The organism is Vibrio taketomensis (genome assembly GCF_009938165.1).
GTDB classification, from domain to species: Bacteria; Pseudomonadota; Gammaproteobacteria; order Enterobacterales; family Vibrionaceae; genus Vibrio; species Vibrio taketomensis.
This window is the reverse complement of record NZ_AP019649.1, coordinates 1,409,491-1,426,888: the sequence shown is the minus strand read 5'-3', so window position 1 is coordinate 1,426,888 and position 17,398 is coordinate 1,409,491. Positions and strand designations below refer to the sequence as shown.

The 17,398-nt window shown below is 43.5% G+C and carries 14 protein-coding genes; 11 read left to right on the top strand and 3 right to left on the bottom strand.

Going from position 1 to position 17,398, the window contains the following annotated elements; genetic code table 11:
* Positions 1 to 16: 16 nt before the first annotated feature.
* The 6 genes from Vt282_RS06625 (at position 17) to Vt282_RS06600 (ending at position 5,575) form a co-directional block, all read left to right on the top strand.
* On the top strand, positions 17 to 1,045 hold the full coding sequence (locus tag Vt282_RS06625) for an amino acid ABC transporter substrate-binding protein (protein ID WP_162062923.1): 1,029 nt from the start codon (positions 17 to 19) through the stop codon (positions 1,043 to 1,045).
* Positions 1,046 to 1,123: 78 nt separating this feature from the next.
* On the top strand, positions 1,124 to 2,320 hold the full coding sequence (locus Vt282_RS06620; protein WP_162062922.1) for an amino acid ABC transporter permease: 1,197 nt from the start codon (positions 1,124 to 1,126) through the stop codon (positions 2,318 to 2,320).
* Position 2,321: 1 nt separating this feature from the next.
* Positions 2,322 to 3,419 carry an amino acid ABC transporter permease gene (locus Vt282_RS06615; protein ID WP_162062921.1) on the top strand — a complete coding sequence of 366 codons (1,098 nt, stop codon included), beginning with the start codon at positions 2,322 to 2,324 and terminating at the stop codon, positions 3,417 to 3,419.
* Positions 3,420 to 3,440: 21 nt separating this feature from the next.
* Positions 3,441 to 4,190 (top strand): amino acid ABC transporter ATP-binding protein, encoded by a 750-nt coding sequence (locus Vt282_RS06610; protein WP_162046410.1) that lies wholly within the window; start codon positions 3,441 to 3,443, stop codon positions 4,188 to 4,190.
* Positions 4,191 to 4,464: 274 nt separating this feature from the next.
* Positions 4,465 to 5,133, top strand: coding sequence for a Bax inhibitor-1 family protein (locus tag Vt282_RS06605; RefSeq protein ID WP_162062920.1), 669 nt, complete (start codon positions 4,465 to 4,467; stop codon positions 5,131 to 5,133).
* A 112-nt stretch (positions 5,134 to 5,245) separates the two neighbouring features.
* Positions 5,246 to 5,575 (top strand): TusE/DsrC/DsvC family sulfur relay protein, encoded by a 330-nt coding sequence (locus Vt282_RS06600; RefSeq protein WP_162047557.1) that lies wholly within the window; start codon positions 5,246 to 5,248, stop codon positions 5,573 to 5,575.
* A 23-nt stretch (positions 5,576 to 5,598) separates the two neighbouring features.
* Here the strand turns inward: Vt282_RS06600 and yccX are convergent, their stop codons facing one another.
* On the bottom strand, positions 5,599 to 5,871 hold the full coding sequence (yccX, locus tag Vt282_RS06595; RefSeq protein WP_162062919.1) for an acylphosphatase: 273 nt from the start codon (positions 5,869 to 5,871) through the stop codon (positions 5,599 to 5,601).
* 88 nt (positions 5,872 to 5,959) lie between these two features.
* Between yccX and Vt282_RS06590 the strand changes: the two genes are divergently transcribed.
* Both Vt282_RS06590 and Vt282_RS06585 read left to right on the top strand, forming a co-directional pair.
* Positions 5,960 to 7,363, top strand: a complete 1,404-nt coding sequence (locus Vt282_RS06590) for a methyl-accepting chemotaxis protein (RefSeq protein WP_162062918.1) — start codon at positions 5,960 to 5,962, stop codon at positions 7,361 to 7,363.
* A gap of 111 nt (positions 7,364 to 7,474) precedes the next feature.
* Entirely contained in the window at positions 7,475 to 8,668 is a 1,194-nt protein-coding gene (locus Vt282_RS06585) for a class I SAM-dependent methyltransferase (RefSeq protein ID WP_162062917.1), read from the top strand.
* Positions 8,669 to 8,717: 49 nt separating this feature from the next.
* Here Vt282_RS06585 and Vt282_RS06580 read toward each other — a convergent pair whose 3' ends face one another.
* On the bottom strand, positions 8,718 to 10,874 hold the full coding sequence (locus Vt282_RS06580; protein WP_232055133.1) for an Ig-like domain-containing protein: 2,157 nt from the start codon (positions 10,872 to 10,874) through the stop codon (positions 8,718 to 8,720).
* Between the two features lie 287 nt (positions 10,875 to 11,161).
* On the bottom strand, positions 11,162 to 14,476 hold the full coding sequence (locus tag Vt282_RS06575) for an Ig-like domain-containing protein (RefSeq protein ID WP_162062916.1): 3,315 nt from the start codon (positions 14,474 to 14,476) through the stop codon (positions 11,162 to 11,164).
* 402 nt (positions 14,477 to 14,878) lie between these two features.
* Between Vt282_RS06575 and Vt282_RS06570 the strand changes: the two genes are divergently transcribed.
* The 3 genes from Vt282_RS06570 (at position 14,879) to Vt282_RS06560 (ending at position 17,304) form a co-directional block, all read left to right on the top strand.
* Positions 14,879 to 16,183 (top strand): TolC family outer membrane protein, encoded by a 1,305-nt coding sequence (locus Vt282_RS06570; RefSeq protein ID WP_162062915.1) that lies wholly within the window; start codon positions 14,879 to 14,881, stop codon positions 16,181 to 16,183.
* 1 nt (position 16,184) lies between these two features.
* On the top strand, positions 16,185 to 16,796 hold the full coding sequence (locus tag Vt282_RS06565) for an OmpA family protein (RefSeq protein WP_162062914.1): 612 nt from the start codon (positions 16,185 to 16,187) through the stop codon (positions 16,794 to 16,796).
* A 157-nt stretch (positions 16,797 to 16,953) separates the two neighbouring features.
* Positions 16,954 to 17,304 carry a DUF2750 domain-containing protein gene (locus tag Vt282_RS06560; RefSeq protein WP_162062913.1) on the top strand — a complete coding sequence of 117 codons (351 nt, stop codon included), beginning with the start codon at positions 16,954 to 16,956 and terminating at the stop codon, positions 17,302 to 17,304.
* Positions 17,305 to 17,398: the final 94 nt, after the last annotated feature.

Sequence of the window (17,398 nt, the reverse complement as noted above, 5' to 3'; positions counted from 1 at the left end):
TACAGGAAGGATACACATGAAAAATAAACTATCGCTCCTTGCGTCAGTCATCGTTGCATCAACCGCATTAATGTCTACTTCAGCGTCAGCTGCCGATGGTACTTTAGACAAAGTACTTAAGAAAGGGGTTCTGACATGTGGCGTAAGTACTGGCCTACCTGGCTTTTCAAACCCAAATTCAAAAGGTGAATGGGAAGGTATTGATGTTGAGTACTGCCAAGCTCTTGCCGCCGCAGTCCTAGGTGATAAAACCAAAGTGAAGTACGTACCTCTAACCGCTAAAGAGCGTTTCACTGCCCTTCAATCTGGTGAGATTGATGTCTTATCTCGCAACACCACATGGACGCTTCACCGCGATACGGCTCTTGGTCTCAACTTCGTTGGCGTTAACTACTACGACGGCCAAGGTTTCATGGTTAAAAAAGATTTGGGTGTAGAAAGTGCCAAAGATCTCGACGGTGCGGCCGTATGTGTTCAGTCTGGTACGACAACAGAACTTAATCTAGCTGACTACTTCCGTAACAATGACATGGAATATAAGCCTGTCGTATTTGATACAGCAGCACAAACTTCGAGCGGTTTTGATGCCGGTCGTTGTGACGTACTGACCACCGACCAATCTGGCTTGTATGCATTGCGCCTAAACCTAGCAGATCCTAGTTCAGCGGTTGTACTGCCAGAAATTATTTCCAAAGAGCCTTTAGGTCCTGTCGTTCGTCAGGGGGATGACAAGTGGTTCAATATCGCGAAATGGACGCTGTTTACCATGATCAATGCTGAAGAATATGGCATCGATTCGAAAAACGTTGATGAGATGGTGAAATCTTCAGATCCAAACGTTAAACGCATTCTTGGTGTTGACGGCCCTAAAGGTAAGAGCCTGGGTATCGCTGATGATTGGGGCTATCAGATCGTGAAGCAAGTTGGTAACTATGGCGAAAGCTTTGAGCGCACTGTCGGTGAAGGCTCTCCTCTTGAAATTTCTCGTGGCGTAAACGCACTATGGAATGAAGGCGGCTTTATGTACGCACCACCAATTCGATAACGATAGATTGATAAGTAGTCAAAATGGGCGGAGCAATCCGCCCTTTTAATAAAATCGACGGATAGAGGTTACTGCAGTATGAAACCTACTACGAGTGAGACTGTCAATGCACCATCGTCTCGTACCAGTCTCTTTTACAATCCTACCTTTCGATCAGTTGCTTTTCAGATTATTGCTGTTGGAGCGCTGGCGTTCTTTATCTACACCATTGTCAACAATGCACTTACCAACTTAGATTCTCGTGGTATCGCCACTGGTTTTGGTTTTCTCGATCAAGAAGCAGGCTTTGGGATTGGCCTATCTCTGATTGAATACGATGAAACCTTCTCTTATGGGCGAACCTTTTGGGTTGGCTTAATCAATACCGCACTCGTCTCTTTTTTAGGGATTATTGTTGCGACCGTGTTGGGTTTTGCCATCGGCATCGCCCGCCTCTCTTCAAATTGGTTGGTCAGCCGTTTTGCCGCGGTTTATATCGAAGTATTTCGTAATATTCCGCTGCTGTTGCAAATATTCTTTTGGTATTTTGCCGTATTACAGGCGTTACCTTCACCGAGACAAAGTATCAGCCTTGGCGAAGCTATTTTTGTTAACGTACGCGGCCTGTATTTTCCTGCCCCGGTTTTTGAAGCCGGTTCTGGTGTGGTGATTGCAGCTTTTATTCTTGGCATTGTCGCTACCATTGGCATCAACGTCTGGGCTAAAAATCGTCAAAAACTCACTGGTAAGCAAACGCCGATGTTCCGCATTGCCGCTGGTTTGATTATTGTGCTACCTGTTATTGTTTATTTCTTGATGGGTTCACCTATTTCGGCCCAATACCCTGAGTTAAAAGGCTTCAACTTCCGCGGTGGGATCAGCATCATACCGGAACTAGCGGCACTGCTTTTAGCACTCAGTATTTATACAGCCTCGTTTATTGCTGAAATCGTCCGTTCAGGAATAAACGCCGTCAGCCACGGTCAAACTGAAGCAGCGATGTCTCTGGGATTACCACGTTCAAAAACATTGAAACTTGTCGTGATCCCTCAAGCTTTACGCATCATTATTCCCCCACTGACGAGTCAATACCTCAATTTAACCAAAAACTCATCGCTTGCGATGGCGATTGGTTATCCTGATCTCGTGTCTGTATTCGCAGGGACGACACTCAACCAAACCGGACAAGCCATTGAAATTATCGCAATGACCATGGGAGTTTATCTAACATTAAGTTTGCTAACTTCTGCGTTGATGAATTTATACAACCGTAAAGTCGCGTTGGTGGAGAGATAACATGAAAATACATCAATTTCAGCCCGATCTCCCACCACCTTCAAACACGGTGGGAGTCATTGGATGGTTACGTCGTAACTTATTTAATGGACCACTCAACTCAATTATCACTCTAATTCTCGGATACTTTGCGGTCGTAGGGCTTTGGTCAATTGCGGAATGGGCCTTGATCAACGCTGACTGGGTTGGAACTACGCGTAATGACTGCTCTCGTGAAGGTGCATGCTGGGTATTTATCAGTGTGCGTTGGGAACAGTTTATGTTTGGCTTCTACCCACAAGCTGAATTGTGGCGTCCTCGCCTATTCTACGCGACGCTAGCAATATTCACCGCTTTGCTGGCTTACGAAAAAACACCAAAACGCACGTGGATATGGCTAGTGTTTGTCAACATCTATCCTTTCTTCGCTGCGGCGCTCCTATATGGTGGCGTATTCGGGCTAGAAGTCGTAGAAACCCATAAATGGGGTGGTTTGTTAGTAACACTGATAATCGCATTAGTTGGTATTGTCGTGTCGCTACCAATCGGTGTTGCACTGGCTCTTGGACGCCGTTCAGAAATGCCCATTATTCGCAGTATCTGTACGGTTTACATCGAGATTTGGCGTGGTGTACCACTGATTACTGTTCTGTTTATGGCTTCAGTAATGCTGCCACTCTTTATGTCAGAAGGAACAGAAACCAACAAACTGATCCGAGCCTTAATTGGTGTCGTGATGTTCGCTTCTGCCTACATGGCTGAGGTGGTGCGAGGTGGTTTACAAGCTATTCCGAAAGGACAATATGAGGCAGCAGATGCGCTTGGACTAACCTATTGGAAAAAGATGGGGCTAATTGTGCTGCCCCAAGCGCTAAAGATCACCATTCCATCCATTGTGAATACCTTCATTGGCTTGTTTAAAGACACCAGTTTAGTACTGATCATCGGTATGTTTGACGTACTAGGAATTGGTCAAGCAGCAAACACCGACCCAGAATGGCTTGGTTTTGCGACGGAAAGCTACGTATTTGTCGCGTTAGTGTTCTGGGTATTTTGTTTTGGCATGTCGCGTTATTCGATATGGCTAGAGAACAAACTCCATACCGGCCACAAACGATAATTTAGTATTCAAGGACGTATTATGACGCAACAACAAGATTACATGATCGAAATTGACGACATGAATAAGTGGTACGGCGAGTTCCACGTATTGAAAAATATCAATCTGAAGGTCAAAAAAGGTGAGAAAATCGTGATATGTGGGCCATCAGGTTCAGGTAAATCGACGATGATTCGCTGTATCAACCGTCTTGAGGAGCATCAACGTGGGCATATTTATGTCTCAGGCACTGAATTGACCGAAGATCTAAAAAATATCGAAGCGGTGCGCAGAGAAGTGGGTATGTGTTTTCAACACTTTAACCTTTTCCCTCACCTAACCGTGTTAGAGAACTGCACACTCGCGCCTATTTGGGTGAAAAAGATGCCCAAGGAAGAAGCGGAAAAAATCGCGATGCAATATTTAGAGCGGGTAAAAATTCCAGATCAAGCCGATAAATATCCTGGTCAGCTATCTGGGGGTCAACAACAACGCGTCGCTATTGCTCGCTCGTTATGCATGAACCCACAAGTCATGCTGTTTGATGAACCGACCTCAGCGCTGGATCCCGAAATGGTAAGAGAGGTACTCGATGTCATGGTTGAACTCGCTGACGAAGGCATGACTATGCTCTGTGTAACTCACGAAATGGGGTTTGCTAAAGAGGTCGCTGACCGAGTTATATTCATGGATGCTGGCGAAATCATCGAAGAAAACAACCCTGTTGATTTCTTCGAAAACCCACAATCAGACCGCACGCAAAACTTCCTCGCACAAATTCTGCATCACTAATGCACATTTGTTTACAAGGGCACTTCGGTGCCCTTTTTAATAGATACTCAAGTAACCTCATGATATACCGACAATTGCACGTGCATTTCGTCACACTCTATATAGAATGGCAGCAGCGATGCATGCACTTGGGGATAAATTGTGTTACATCTTCAAGCTTACGCGCAACGCGATTTCGATTATTATCATAATTACTGCATCTTAAAGCTTGATCTTTTGCTTTAACAACCGCATAAATGTAGTTAGATAAGCATAAACTCAAACGAGGAAGACAATGAACAGTCCTATGTTTACCCGCTCAACCAGTGTTAATCGCACGCTTGAGATTAACAACACTCTGAAAAATACCTATTTCTTACTTTCAATGACGCTAGTGACCAGTGCTATCGCTGCAGTGGCGACCATGGCAATCGGTATTTCTCCTATCATGGCGCTTGTGATGCAAATCGCTGCGATTGGTATTCTTTTCTTCGCTCTGCCAAGAAGTATCAACTCTTCAATGGGTATTGTGTGGACATTCGTGTTTACAACGCTAATGGGTGGCGCTTTAGGTCCAATGCTGACTTACTACGCATCAATCGCTAACGGCCCATCTATCATCGCTCAAGCACTTGGCTTGACAGGTATGGTATTCCTTGGTCTATCTGCATATACAGTAGCAAGCAAAAAAGATTTCTCTTTTATGCGTAACTTCCTGTTTGCCGGTCTAATCATCGTAATCGTAGCGGCAATCATCAATATCTTTGTTGGTTCAACGATGGGTCAACTTGCAATTAGCAGCATGTCAGCACTTGTTTTCTCTGGCTTTATCCTATTCGATACTAGCCGCATCGTGCGCGGTGAAGAGACTAACTACATCAGTGCAACAATTTCTATGTACCTAAACATCCTTAACCTGTTCACTAGCTTGTTAAGCATCCTAGGTATCATGAACGACGATTAATCGTCATTGTGATTAAAAAAAGCCCGAAGGATACCCTCCTTCGGGCTTTTTTATTGAGAGTCGTCTTTAGCTGCGCTAACCTAATCGTAATCTAACCGATTGGACAATCATGATGTTTGAATATAACGGCAAACAAATCGAAACAGACGCACAAGGCTATCTTCTAGACCATACGCAATGGGAAGAAGGAATGATTGAGATTCTCGCTCAACAAGAAGGCATTGAGCTAACGGATGCGCACCTTGAAGTGGTGCATTTTGTGCGCGAATTCTATGATGAATTCAACACTTCCCCAGCAGTCCGTATGCTGGTGAAAGCAATGGAAAAAGCCCACGGACCAGAGAAAGGCAACAGCAAATATCTATTTAAATTATTTAAAGAAGGTCCAGCTAAGCAAGCGACGAAACTCGCTGGCCTGCCAAAACCGGCTAAATGCCTCTAACTTTTATTCTGTAGCTAATTTGGCTACAGAATATCAAACCCTTTATAGTGCTTAAATTCGACAGGCTCTCGGCGTAAACCATCCACTCTTGCGGTCTTTGGTCCTTCCTTTAAATACTGATGCATTTTTTCAATTTGCTCTGCACTACCGCAAACCCATACTTCGACATCTCCGTCCAACAGATTCTTAGCATAACCTGTAACGCCAATTTTTAATCCAAAGTGTGCTGTGTGGTAACGAAAACCCACACCCTGTACTCGTCCGTTGACAGTAAACTTTTCACATTGATGATTCATGTCTGTACCCCTATTGATAGCGCAGTGATATATTGCAAGCGCTTCTTACACTGAAAAATCAGTGCGTTGTATTTAAGGAACAAAAATAATGAAAGAAATCCCATTCCGTTGGATCGATAAATATCTTATCCACCTTAAGATTCAAGAAAAATTTTATCTCTTATTCCTACTGCCTGTTGTCGCCTTGATTACGTTAACTTTAGTACTAAATAGCGCGTCGAATAGCATGATTAACGATGCCTACCAAAACAATATGTTAGTCATGAAGAGCTTAATCGAAGCTGGAAAACTTTCACAAAGTGACGTCGCCAATGCGCTGCAGGCATCACAAAGTATTGATATAGGCTATGGCTTAAGTTCTGTATCAGTCAATGACGGCCAATTTAGTTTAGTCAACAACCACTCCAAGAACTTATGGTCGGCACTTTCTACCACTCAGCTCAGCATAATTGTTGCGACGTTAAGTGTTATCGCTCTTTGTGTGTACTACATTATGACCTTTATCGGTGGTGCAATGTTTACCATGAACAAGGCATTAAACACATTGGCAGATGGCGATCTCACCGCTCGTATGAACTTTTTCAAAGTTCGAGACGAGTTCAGTGAGATTGCAATTACGATCGATAAGGTCGCTGAGCGTGAACAAAATATGGTGAAATCAATTCAAGAGTCGATCGCACTTATGCAGCAAATCAGCTCAGAATTAAATCAAACCACACAAGAAAGTGTGCGAGTTTCAGCCACCCAACAAGAGCACCTAAGCTCTCTAGCCAGCGCAACCGAAGAAATGGCTTCAACCATTCGTGAAGTCGCGAGTTTGGCTCATGATTCAAGTATGCAGACCGTCGAAGCACTTAACATTGCAGAAGCAGGTCAAACAAAAGTGGCACACACGCTTGGTTCGATTTCACATCTATCTACCGAAGTGCAGTCTGCTTCGCATGCAGTTGCTGAACTAGATGCAAATGCAGCCCAAATTGACCAAGTGGTTACCGCTATTAATGGCATTTCTGAACAAACGAATCTACTGGCATTAAATGCCGCTATTGAAGCCGCTCGCGCGGGAGAACAAGGACGTGGCTTTGCCGTAGTTGCCGACGAGGTACGTGCTTTGGCAGGTAGAACTCAACAAGCAACCGTAGAAATTCAATCAATGATTGAATCTTTGCAACGCAATAGCCAGTCGTTAACCCGATTAATGGAGACGACCGTAACCAGTGCAAATGATGGCCATACTTTAATGGCTGAAGTTGATAGCGAAATTGGCCAACTGGCCAATAAGAACCAACATATTTCTGATAGCTCAACTCAAATCGCAACCGCTGCAGAACAACAAGGCACTGTGGCTGATAGCATCGCGGAAAGCGTTGAGGAGATCCGCCATCAATCGAGTGTTGTGTGTGCCATGCTGGACGAAACCCACGGACATGTTGACCAACTTCGTTCACAAAGTAGCAGTATGGAAGAGATGCTGACCGGAATTAAAGCCTAAACCCGTCTATCGCCTTGTATGAGCCGCGTTTACGCGGCTCTTTTGTTTGATTTTCCTTAACGCTTCACCCACAATACCCCTCCTCTAAAAGACAATCATTTGAGTATCGCAATGACAGCAGCAATTTACCTAGCTAAAGGTCGAGACAAATCACTTCGACGCAAGCACCCTTGGATTTTCTCTCGTGGTATTGACCGCGTTGAAGGTGAACCGCAACTAGGTGAAACCGTTGACGTTTATACCAACGATGGCAAATGGCTGGCAAAAGCGGCGTATTCACCAAATTCACAAATTCGCGCGCGTGTTTGGAGTTTTGAAAAGCAAGAAATCAACCGCGATTTCTTCGTTAAACGCATCCAAGACGCCCAGTTATTGCGTGAAGATGTTATCGCACGCGATGGACTAACAGGTTACCGTCTCATCGCCGCGGAATCTGATGGTCTACCAGGAATCACCATTGATAAATACCAAGACTTTTTGGTGTGTCAACTACTGAGCGCTGGTGCAGAATTCCAAAAACAAACCTTAGTCGAAGCACTGTTGGAAGTTTTCCCTAACGCAAATATTTACGAGCGTTCAGATGTAGCCGTACGCAAAAAAGAAGGCCTCGAACAAACCACTGGTGTTTTGCATGGTGAATTACCACCAAAATCAGTAGTTATTGAAGAGAACGGCGTAAAAATCAGTGTCGACATCGTCGGTGGCCACAAAACAGGTTTCTACCTTGACCAACGTGACAGCCGTCAGCAATCAATGAAGTATGTGAAAGACAAAGAAGTTCTCAACTGTTTCTCTTACACTGGTGGCTTTGGTTTATACGCTCTGAAAGGCGGTGCGAAGCGCGTTATCAACGCAGACGTATCTCAACCAGCGTTGGACACGGCAAAATACAACGCAGAGCTGAATGAATTCGATATCTCGAAAAAGCGTGCCGTATTCTTAAACGCTGATGTGTTCAAACTCCTACGTGAATACCGTGACCAAGGAACTCAATTTGACGTTGTAGTCATGGATCCGCCAAAGTTTGCAGAAAGTAAGGCACAACTAAACGGCGCGTGTCGCGGATATAAAGACATCAACATGCTAGCAATGCAGATCCTTAAACCGGGCGGTACACTGCTAACCTACTCTTGCTCTGGTTTGATGGACCAAGTTTTGTTCCAAAAGATCATTGCCGATGCCGCTGTTGACGCAAACCGTCAAGTGAAGTTTGTGGAACGCTTTGAGCAAGCTGCCGATCACCCTACCGATACGGCATACCCAGAAGGTTTCTACCTCAAAGGCTTTGCATGTAAAGTGCTATAAAATGATAAAAGGACCGAAAGGTCCTTTTTCATTATCCCGTTATTAATGCCTAGTATTGTTCTGGTAATTGAGTGAATAGCGAATTCACAATCTCTCGCTCAGCATCACCAGCAATAGCACCGCTCTGTAGCCCATCCAGATCACTCGCTACATTTTGCAGCGTAATACTCAAGTCGACGCCATTTCCATCATCAATGGTCAAGGTTACGTCATTGTCTGAAGTTTGCTCTACCGCGATATTGTCGAGTAATTCTTGCATCGATATATCACTACCGAGCAAATCTGAAAGGTCTAGCTTATCCTCCCCGACCACAAAGTCCGTTACCGTATCATGCTCACTGCGATAAGACCCAGCTTGTTCGACCCACTTAAAGATATCACCGTCCAGACCACCAGTTAACATATCATTGCCCAAGCCGCCGATAAGAATGTCCGTGCCTGCTCCGCCATTCAATTCATCATTGCCCGTTCCGCCACGCAAACCATCTTTACCATCACCACCGAAGAGTATGTCATCACCTGAACCACCAAACATCGCATCTGCTCCGCCGCGCCCAAAAATAATGTCAGCACCCCCACCAGCGTGGGCAATATCAATATAGGCGTTACTGATTGCCGATGTATTTAGCGCACTATCTTCGCCCCATGCGGCAGCCATCAGTTGGTCATCATCCGAGCCTGTCATAAATTGATCCACGCTGTTAGAAGCTCGGTCCTGATTTGCTTGGGTATAGGCATTTTCATCAAGCTTGGCATGGCTCTCACCAAGGTCGATATAGTCGTCACCAGCCCCCAAGAAGACATCGTCACCGGCATCACCAACCATTACGTTAAGACCAGCACTATCGTACTCACCCAATTGATAAACCGGAGTTTGACCTATTTGTGCTGCAGAGCCCGACCACACGTATTTGTTATGGCCTTGCATATGATGAACCGTGTCAACAAGATCCCCCGTAGAGACGACATCAAAGTCTCTAAAATCGTTATCTAGAATGTCAGCCAATGCGGATTCATTATCAATGGATAAACGAAAACCTTCAGTGCTCTCAACCTCAACATCATCTTTGGTGGGCAAGTGAACGTCAAAAAACAAGACGCCCTCCGGTACGACAAGTTTGCCGTGTTCATTAAAACGAACGCCGTTCGTAAATGACAATTGTTCGAATTTTATATCCTCAAAACCAGCGCCATTTTCTGGAGTGAGCGAAAGATTAAATACGGTTTCAGAGAGCGTCACTTTATCAAGCGTTACTGAGTAGACTATCGTCTCTCCTTCAGTAACAAGACTCTGTTGTAACTCAATGCTATCAACCACCGAGTTAACAGGGAGCGGGTTCACTATTACGTTCACCAAACCGGTATCAAAGCCACCATTACCATCTGACAATTGGTAGCTGAATTTGGTTTGGCCAACAAAATCATCATTTAGGTCAAACTCGACATAGTCACCACTGATTCGTGCCACACCATGCTGTAATCCATCGACTGCTGTAATTGTTAGTGTATCGAGGTCCAGATCAATGTCATTCGCGAGTAGCTCACTGATCTTTACGCGTAAGACATCACCTTGGTTGACCGCATATGCCCCTTCAGAACCCACCTCTATACCCGCCAAAAAATAATCGGAAGAATCCAGATCAGTATCTCCCTGAATACCTTGTGAATATTCTGAGGCAAAGAAAACAATTTCATTAAACGCTTTACCACCGGTATCGATACTAAATATCGCTTTCTCACCACCAGCGGTACCAGAAAAACTACCACTGACGACCGGTACACCGTCAAGATACGCTACCCAGGTGCCGGCCTCATCGTTGTTATCTCCATCACCTTCATCGGCATACAAGTTAGAGATCGCAAACTTGCCGCTCGTCATCGGGCGTTCGAACTTCAAACTCAGTTTTTCCGTTTGTCCTGACTCTCGATCATATTGTAACTGGCTTGATGGCCCTGCTTCCGGTGCACCTTTCTTAACGGTTACGCGGTCATTACCATCGATATAGATATAAGGATTGCTACCATCATATGTGGCACTTAAAGAAACTTCATGCCATCCGACCCCATTATTTTCGGCGTCCAGTGACATATTTCCTTGGACAACTCGATAAGCCACTGGATCATTAACGGCAACGGGGGCGTGATTGACGATTTTTTGTATTAATTCGTCTGTCGTTTGTGAAATGTTGGCAGCTTGACTATTCACTTTATTATCCTTAATTGTGATGTATTAAGTAACGCTCTCTTACTAAAAGACACGTCCATATATCGTATTAAAATACGTTATTGGTAAGAGAGTTAATTAGATGGCGTTGATTTTTGCTAACTATTAAATGGACTAATTTGCATATGGCGCGCATAAATCCAAAGCATAATTAACAAACACCACAATAATAACGAAAATAGAGTCTCTATATTAAGACAGAGAAAAATATATTAAGATAAAAGGGCCTTTCAGCCTTTTGTTTTTAGTCGAATTATTCAGGAATACTATCAGAATATCTTTAAAAGTGCGCTCTCTGAACCGATTAACACGCTTCCAAATTGAGGGCTATCTTCATTGGTGAGAATAATGTCGACATTTGCAGAATCTTTACTAACTAGGCTTAGATGGACCTCACTATCGTCAACTTTCACTGTATCGATAGAGGCCAAAAGCGCCTCCAAACCTGTATCCTCGGACAATAAATCTGCGATATCAATTTTATCTTCACCTAATACGAAGTCAAAAATGGTATCTCGCTGATCATTGACTGTCTTGTCATCTAGCCATTTAAATATATCCTCACCGTCACCGCCGAATAAAATATCATCACCTAAGCTAGAGATTAGAATGTCATTGCCACCCAGTGCATGCGTTTCATTACCCGTTACAGCAAAGACAACCTCATTGTTATTACTAACATTATTATTTTCCAGGATAGTAATATCCTCTGATAAATAACTGCTTGCATGTACACCTTCTATCGAAATATCAATAAGGCGTAGCGGATCATCTGAAAAATCATTTTTGGTTGGTATATAAACATCAAATGAACTGACTCCTTCTGGTACTGTGAATACTCCTGTTCTAGAGGAATTAATGGAATGCATCACACCATTGGTAAAACTAATTGATGAAATATCAACATCTTGGTCCAATGTGTCTGATGACGAACGTAAAACAAAATCGTATTGAGTCTCCGATAGAGTCACTTTATCCAGCAAAATAGAAAAAGACATAGCTTCGCTTTCTGCAACGGCGATTTCGTTAGCAGTAATACTCTCAACTATTGATTCTGGAGGAGACTCCACAACCGTGACAGCAATCACGCCAACATAAATATTGGCATTTTGATCAACCACTTTAAACTCGATGCTAGTTTCGCCTATGAAACCAGACTCCGCTTTGAACACGAGTTGTCCATTTTCTATTGTCACGCTACCTGCTTTTTGATTCACTAGCATCGCTTCAGATAACTGATAGCGATTACTCGTATCCAAATCTTTGAAGATATGAGACTCAGAGATTGCCAATACTGATGGAGACTGTGCATCAGTAGTGCTTAGTATCGAGAACTGGTTGGACGCTTCAACTTGAATGCCTTCAATAAAATAGTCCGATGAATCTCTCTCATTATCACCATTTAGCCCTTGCGTGTACTCATTTGCTGAAAAGACGATTTCATCAAATGCCAATCCATTGGTATCAATTTCAAATTGACCTTGATGGCTCGTTATATCATTGTCGCCAGCGTTAAACTCTCCACTTGCTACCGCTACGCCGTTAAGTTTGGCAATCCAAGAACCAGACTCATGGTTGTTTTCGCCTTCACCTTCATTTTTGTAAAGGTTCGATACAGCGAAAATGCCCCTCGTTGCTGGTGTATCAAATTTGATCACCAACTTTTCTGATTGTCCACTTTCTCGATCATATTGAATTTGCTTTAGTGGCCCACCACCCTCTGGCCCGTTATCAACCCCTATTAATCCAGTCTCAGTATTATGATAAATAGGAACTTCTGCATCCAAAAATTGACCTTCTAGATCAACTTTATCCCAGCCTTGATTTCCGCTACCAGCTTGCGACATATCGCCTTGCTCTAGTGAATAACTTACGTCAATAAGTGCTGTGGAGTAATCTAATATCGTTCCTGTCGCACTGACTGATGAGAGCAATTGTCCTGAGTCATCTAGATTGCTTACTGTCAATAAAACTTGCTCACCGCTGTCACTTTCAAGATCAATGCGTGTTGGTAACATAACATCAAACTTTCCAACGCCCTCCGGTACGACGAGTTGGCCGTTTTGAATCGACACACCGTTTGTGAATGTTATTCCCTCGAGATCAACATCGTTATCATTAGCCCCATTTAGAAAATCAAAAGAAAAGTCATAACGTGTTTCGGTTAAAGTTGGCGTATCTAAATTGACAGTATAAATAAGGTCGTCACCCTCTAAGACATCGCTATCTAACATAGTGACGCTCGTTGCTTTCGCGTCTGCTGGCAACTCATTAATAATGATATTGATGACCGCCGTATCCGTTTGCCCATCTTCATCTGTAATCTGATATTGCAGTTGAGTCGTACCCGAAAAATCTGCATTAGGCGTAAACTCAATAAAGCCACCATTAATCACCGCGCTACCCTGGCTAGCAGTGCCCAGTAATTCAGACAAAGTCAAGATACTTCCTTCCGGGTCAGAGTCATTATTCAATATTTCACTGATTGGGATTCGAAGCACTTCACCTTGATTTCCCGCATAAAACCCTGGAGAAGAAACCTCGATACCGGCAATAAAATAGTCAGAAGAGTCTGCACCGCTATCACCTTGTAGGCCCAAACTGTATTCATTCGCCATAAAGACGATTTCATCAAACGCATTACCATTAGTATCAATTTCAACCACGAATTTCTCGCCCGAATACGCGGTAGAGGACTCAAACGAACCACTAGCTGCAACAACGCCATTCAAATACGCAACCCAAACGCCAACTTCGTTGCTTTGATTGTTTGAATCGATAACCTTGCCTTCCGCTGCATATAAATTACTAACAACAAACCGACCTTCTGTTGCTGCTTGGTCAAACTTAATGCTCAGTTTCTCAGAAGTTTGAGTCGTCCTATCATATTCAATTTGACGATCTGCACCTCCAATAGCACCAGTATTAACTACTCCCAGTAAGCCTTCGTAGTTCTCTTGCCAATCCGCTTCGTTTCCTTTGAAACTTGCAGAAATCGTTGCCCCTTCTATGTCCCAACCGGCACCGACATCGGCACCCAATGACATATCCCCAAGAGTCAGACTAAAACCAACCGGGTCGTTTTGCGCTATCGGAGGTAACCCAAGTTCCGGGCCAACGGGCAAAGAAGGTTCAGAAAATAAGAAACGATAACTTTCAAGTAAGGTCAGGCTCTGAGTAGAAGACAAATTGAGTTGATTTGTAGCGGACGTAACAAATTGCGTTTCAGGCTGTGACTCACTACCATCGCGATCGACCGTACCAGACAAACCAAGACTTGAACCTTGTAAACCACCAGCTGCAGGCGCTAAATCAGGATCTGCCAGTGTTGGGTCAGCGCCTTCTTCGATCGCCGCAATAATGTCGCTCACTTGCTGTGTCACATCTTCTATGTCACCACTTTGAGTGACTTGCTGAATATATGGTTGGCCATCAGCTATTTCCTGCCCTGGAACATCGATAATCAACTCACCAGGCAAAACCGGTTCACCTAATTTGAGTATTCGAACTTCACCATCAATTCCAATGACAATTGACTGCCCGATAACCGCATTAACTAATGTAAATAAATTGCCTATTCCCATAGCCTAGCCTCAAACTATTTTTGTGTTAATTAACGAAATTACGCCTTTCAATTAACATTTTAATGTGACGAAATTTTACACTTCAAATAGCAATGAGATGCTCAAACAGCACGGTAAATACCAAGTTTTCCAAGTTTGAGACTAAGCAACATATGTATTCATGAAAACCTTTCTGTAAAACATATAATAAACACACAGTAACACTCAATATCAAAACAAAACATTCAGTTGGATTACTTTCTTATTTTTGATACATTACGCCGCAACACAAAAACAATTGTGCAAAACAAGTGCATTACTAGGGATAAACAAATTGTATCCCCGGCTTTTGCTCTTTGCTTCTCACTATTAAGAACATTTTTGAGTAGTATTCCGAGCAAAAGTACTTCTAGGAGAAGAACAGTGAAAATAATAAAGCTCAGCACACTAGCTCTAATTTGTGGGGTTAGTTTTAACGCTTCAAGCCAAACTTTAGAACAAGCCGTCTCACTGACTATTACAAATAACCCTGAAATTAAAGCCGCATTTAACGAGTTCAAGAGTAAATACTATGAAGCGGAAGCATCTGAAGGTGCATATTTGCCTTCTTTAGATTTAGACGCAGGCATTGGTTATGAATCCGTCGATCTCGCATCCGGGATCGAAAATGACTTAACGAGAAAAGACGCATCATTGAGCCTCACTCAATTACTTTGGGACGGAAACGCAACCATTAACGACATGTCTCGCACCGCTGCAGACGCCGAGTCAGTGCGCTATCAATTGCTCGCTGACGCCTCTGATATGGCACTTCAAGTGGCGCGTGTTTATTTAGATGCCACAAAAGCTTACGAAATCCTAAAACTGTCCGAAGCAAATTTAGCAATCCATAAACAGATACACCGTGACATTAAACGCCGTGTAGAATCAGGTATCGGCTCAACTGCTGACTTGTCTCAAGTTGAAGCGCGCCTAGCTAAAGCACACGGTAATTTGATCGCCGCGCAAAATAACCTCTTTGATACGCACACTCAATTTCAACGTTTGGTTGGTCAATCACCTCAAGGCCTCATTTTTCCACGAGCGGACATCAATGCACTTCCGCCAACCCTTCAAGCAGGCTTAGAGCAAGCGTTTGAAAATAATCCTGTCATCAAAGTTTCTCAAGTCGACGTTGACTCCGCTCGCTTTCAATTCCAACAACGTAAAGGCAATTATTACCCAACCGTGTCCCTTGAAGCTGCACAGACTTGGCGAGATGATGCTGGTGGCATTGAAGGCAGCAGTGATGAACTATCAGCGATGCTGCGCCTAAAATACAACTTGTATAACGGTGGTAGCGATAAAGACATTGCAGATAGCGCCGCCTATCAACTCAACAAAGCAAAAGACTTCCGCGACCGTACTTTCCGCTCGGTTGAAGAAGGGTTGAGACTCTCTTGGAGCGCTTTAGACTTAACGGTACAGCAAAAAGAATTTTTACAAGACCATGTCGATGCCGCATCGGAAACGGTCATCGCTTATGAAAAACAATACAAGATAGGTAAACGCACATTGCTTGATGTTCTCAACACTGAAAATGAGCTATTTGAAGCTCGCAAAGGTTATATCGACGCTAAGTATGATGAGCAGTTTGCGAAGTATCGCGTTTTTAACGCCACGGGTGTTCTGCTAGATGCTCTAAGAGTCGACACGCCAAGTGAATGGCACGAAGCAGTGGAGTATTAAAATGAAAAAAGTTGCATTTGCCCTTTCGTCTATCATTTTAACAACAGCCGGTTGTGTGAGCAGTGATAGTGAATATGACTATATTCCCACACCTAAGCCAATTCAAATCGCTGACCTAGTAGACGATGACAGCGATGGCGTGATCAACGCGCGAGACCTATGTGAATTAACGCCGCAAGGCGCAGAAATCAACAACGAAGGCTGTGGCCGACTCGTCGAAACGTCTGACTCGCTTGGTCTTCATATTCTATTTGAGAATGACTCTAGTGAGATACTGCCGATTTTCAAACAACAAATCGCTCAAATGGCCGATTTCCTCAAGCAGTACCCTGAAACCTCGATCGAAATTCAGGGTTTTGCCAGTAAAGTTGGCGATGAAGACTACAACCTTGCCCTTTCTAAACGTCGAGCAAAAAACGTTGAGCTAGAGCTTGAGTCTTATGGCATTTCACCTCAACGTGTTTCTATCATCGGTTATGGTGAAAACAAACTTGAAAACGATGGTGATGATGAACTCAGTCACGCTCGCAATCGCAAAGTAGTTGCCAATGTGGCTGGTCACAAAGGCGAAGTTGTTAAGGAATGGACAATTTTTACACGACTGGATAAATAAACGTTTAGCAACATGACCAAATTGCGGTCTAACGCAACGACCTAGCGTCAATTGCGTAGGTAAATCATCAACAAAAGGAGCGAAAGCTCCTTTTTTGTTTGGTAAGTTGCTAGCGCAGTGCTAACCTTACGAAAATTGTTTTCATAAGAGAATTACCATGAGCAAATTAACTGCTGATATCGATGCAAACCTAGCGCTATTCATTGAAGAAACCAAAGCTAACCAATTAGTTTGGGGTCTACGTAATGAAGAAGGTTGGCTATCGTGTGACTCAACTGAATTCGAAGAGAGCGAAGTGATGCCTTTCTGGTCATCAAAAGAAGACGCAGAAACACACAACGTTGAAGAATGGGCAGATTTTGAGGTGCTTGAGATTCCTCTAGACATCTTTGTTGAAGATTGGCTACTAACATTAGATGAAGATGGCGTTCTAGTTGGTACTAACTGGAATGGCAATCTTGAAGGTAAAGAAGTCGAGCCTTCTGAACTGGCTAAAATGTACCTGTAATCGGTAGCCCATTATCTTGCATAAAACGCCTAAACTCTTAGGCGTTTTTTTATACCCTAAATATCTCTAAACGATAATTCATTATTTGTCGGGA

What these genes read in the sequence shown, in the direction of transcription:
- Vt282_RS06625 (WP_162062923.1), top strand. Translation starts at nt 17, where the DNA reads ATGAAAAATAAACTATCGCTCCTTGCGTCAGTCATCGTTGCATCAACC.
- Vt282_RS06620 (WP_162062922.1), top strand. Translation starts at nt 1,124, where the DNA reads ATGAAACCTACTACGAGTGAGACTGTCAATGCACCATCGTCTCGTACC.
- Vt282_RS06615 (WP_162062921.1), top strand. Translation starts at nt 2,322, where the DNA reads ATGAAAATACATCAATTTCAGCCCGATCTCCCACCACCTTCAAACACG.
- Vt282_RS06610 (WP_162046410.1), top strand. Translation starts at nt 3,441, where the DNA reads ATGACGCAACAACAAGATTACATGATCGAAATTGACGACATGAATAAG.
- Vt282_RS06605 (WP_162062920.1), top strand. Translation starts at nt 4,465, where the DNA reads ATGAACAGTCCTATGTTTACCCGCTCAACCAGTGTTAATCGCACGCTT.
- Vt282_RS06600 (WP_162047557.1), top strand. Translation starts at nt 5,246, where the DNA reads ATGTTTGAATATAACGGCAAACAAATCGAAACAGACGCACAAGGCTAT.
- yccX (WP_162062919.1), bottom strand. Translation starts at nt 5,871, where the DNA reads ATGAATCATCAATGTGAAAAGTTTACTGTCAACGGACGAGTACAGGGT.
- Vt282_RS06590 (WP_162062918.1), top strand. Translation starts at nt 5,960, where the DNA reads ATGAAAGAAATCCCATTCCGTTGGATCGATAAATATCTTATCCACCTT.
- Vt282_RS06585 (WP_162062917.1), top strand. Translation starts at nt 7,475, where the DNA reads ATGACAGCAGCAATTTACCTAGCTAAAGGTCGAGACAAATCACTTCGA.
- Vt282_RS06575 (WP_162062916.1), bottom strand. Translation starts at nt 14,476, where the DNA reads ATGGGAATAGGCAATTTATTTACATTAGTTAATGCGGTTATCGGGCAG.
- Vt282_RS06565 (WP_162062914.1), top strand. Translation starts at nt 16,185, where the DNA reads ATGAAAAAAGTTGCATTTGCCCTTTCGTCTATCATTTTAACAACAGCC.
- Vt282_RS06560 (WP_162062913.1), top strand. Translation starts at nt 16,954, where the DNA reads ATGAGCAAATTAACTGCTGATATCGATGCAAACCTAGCGCTATTCATT.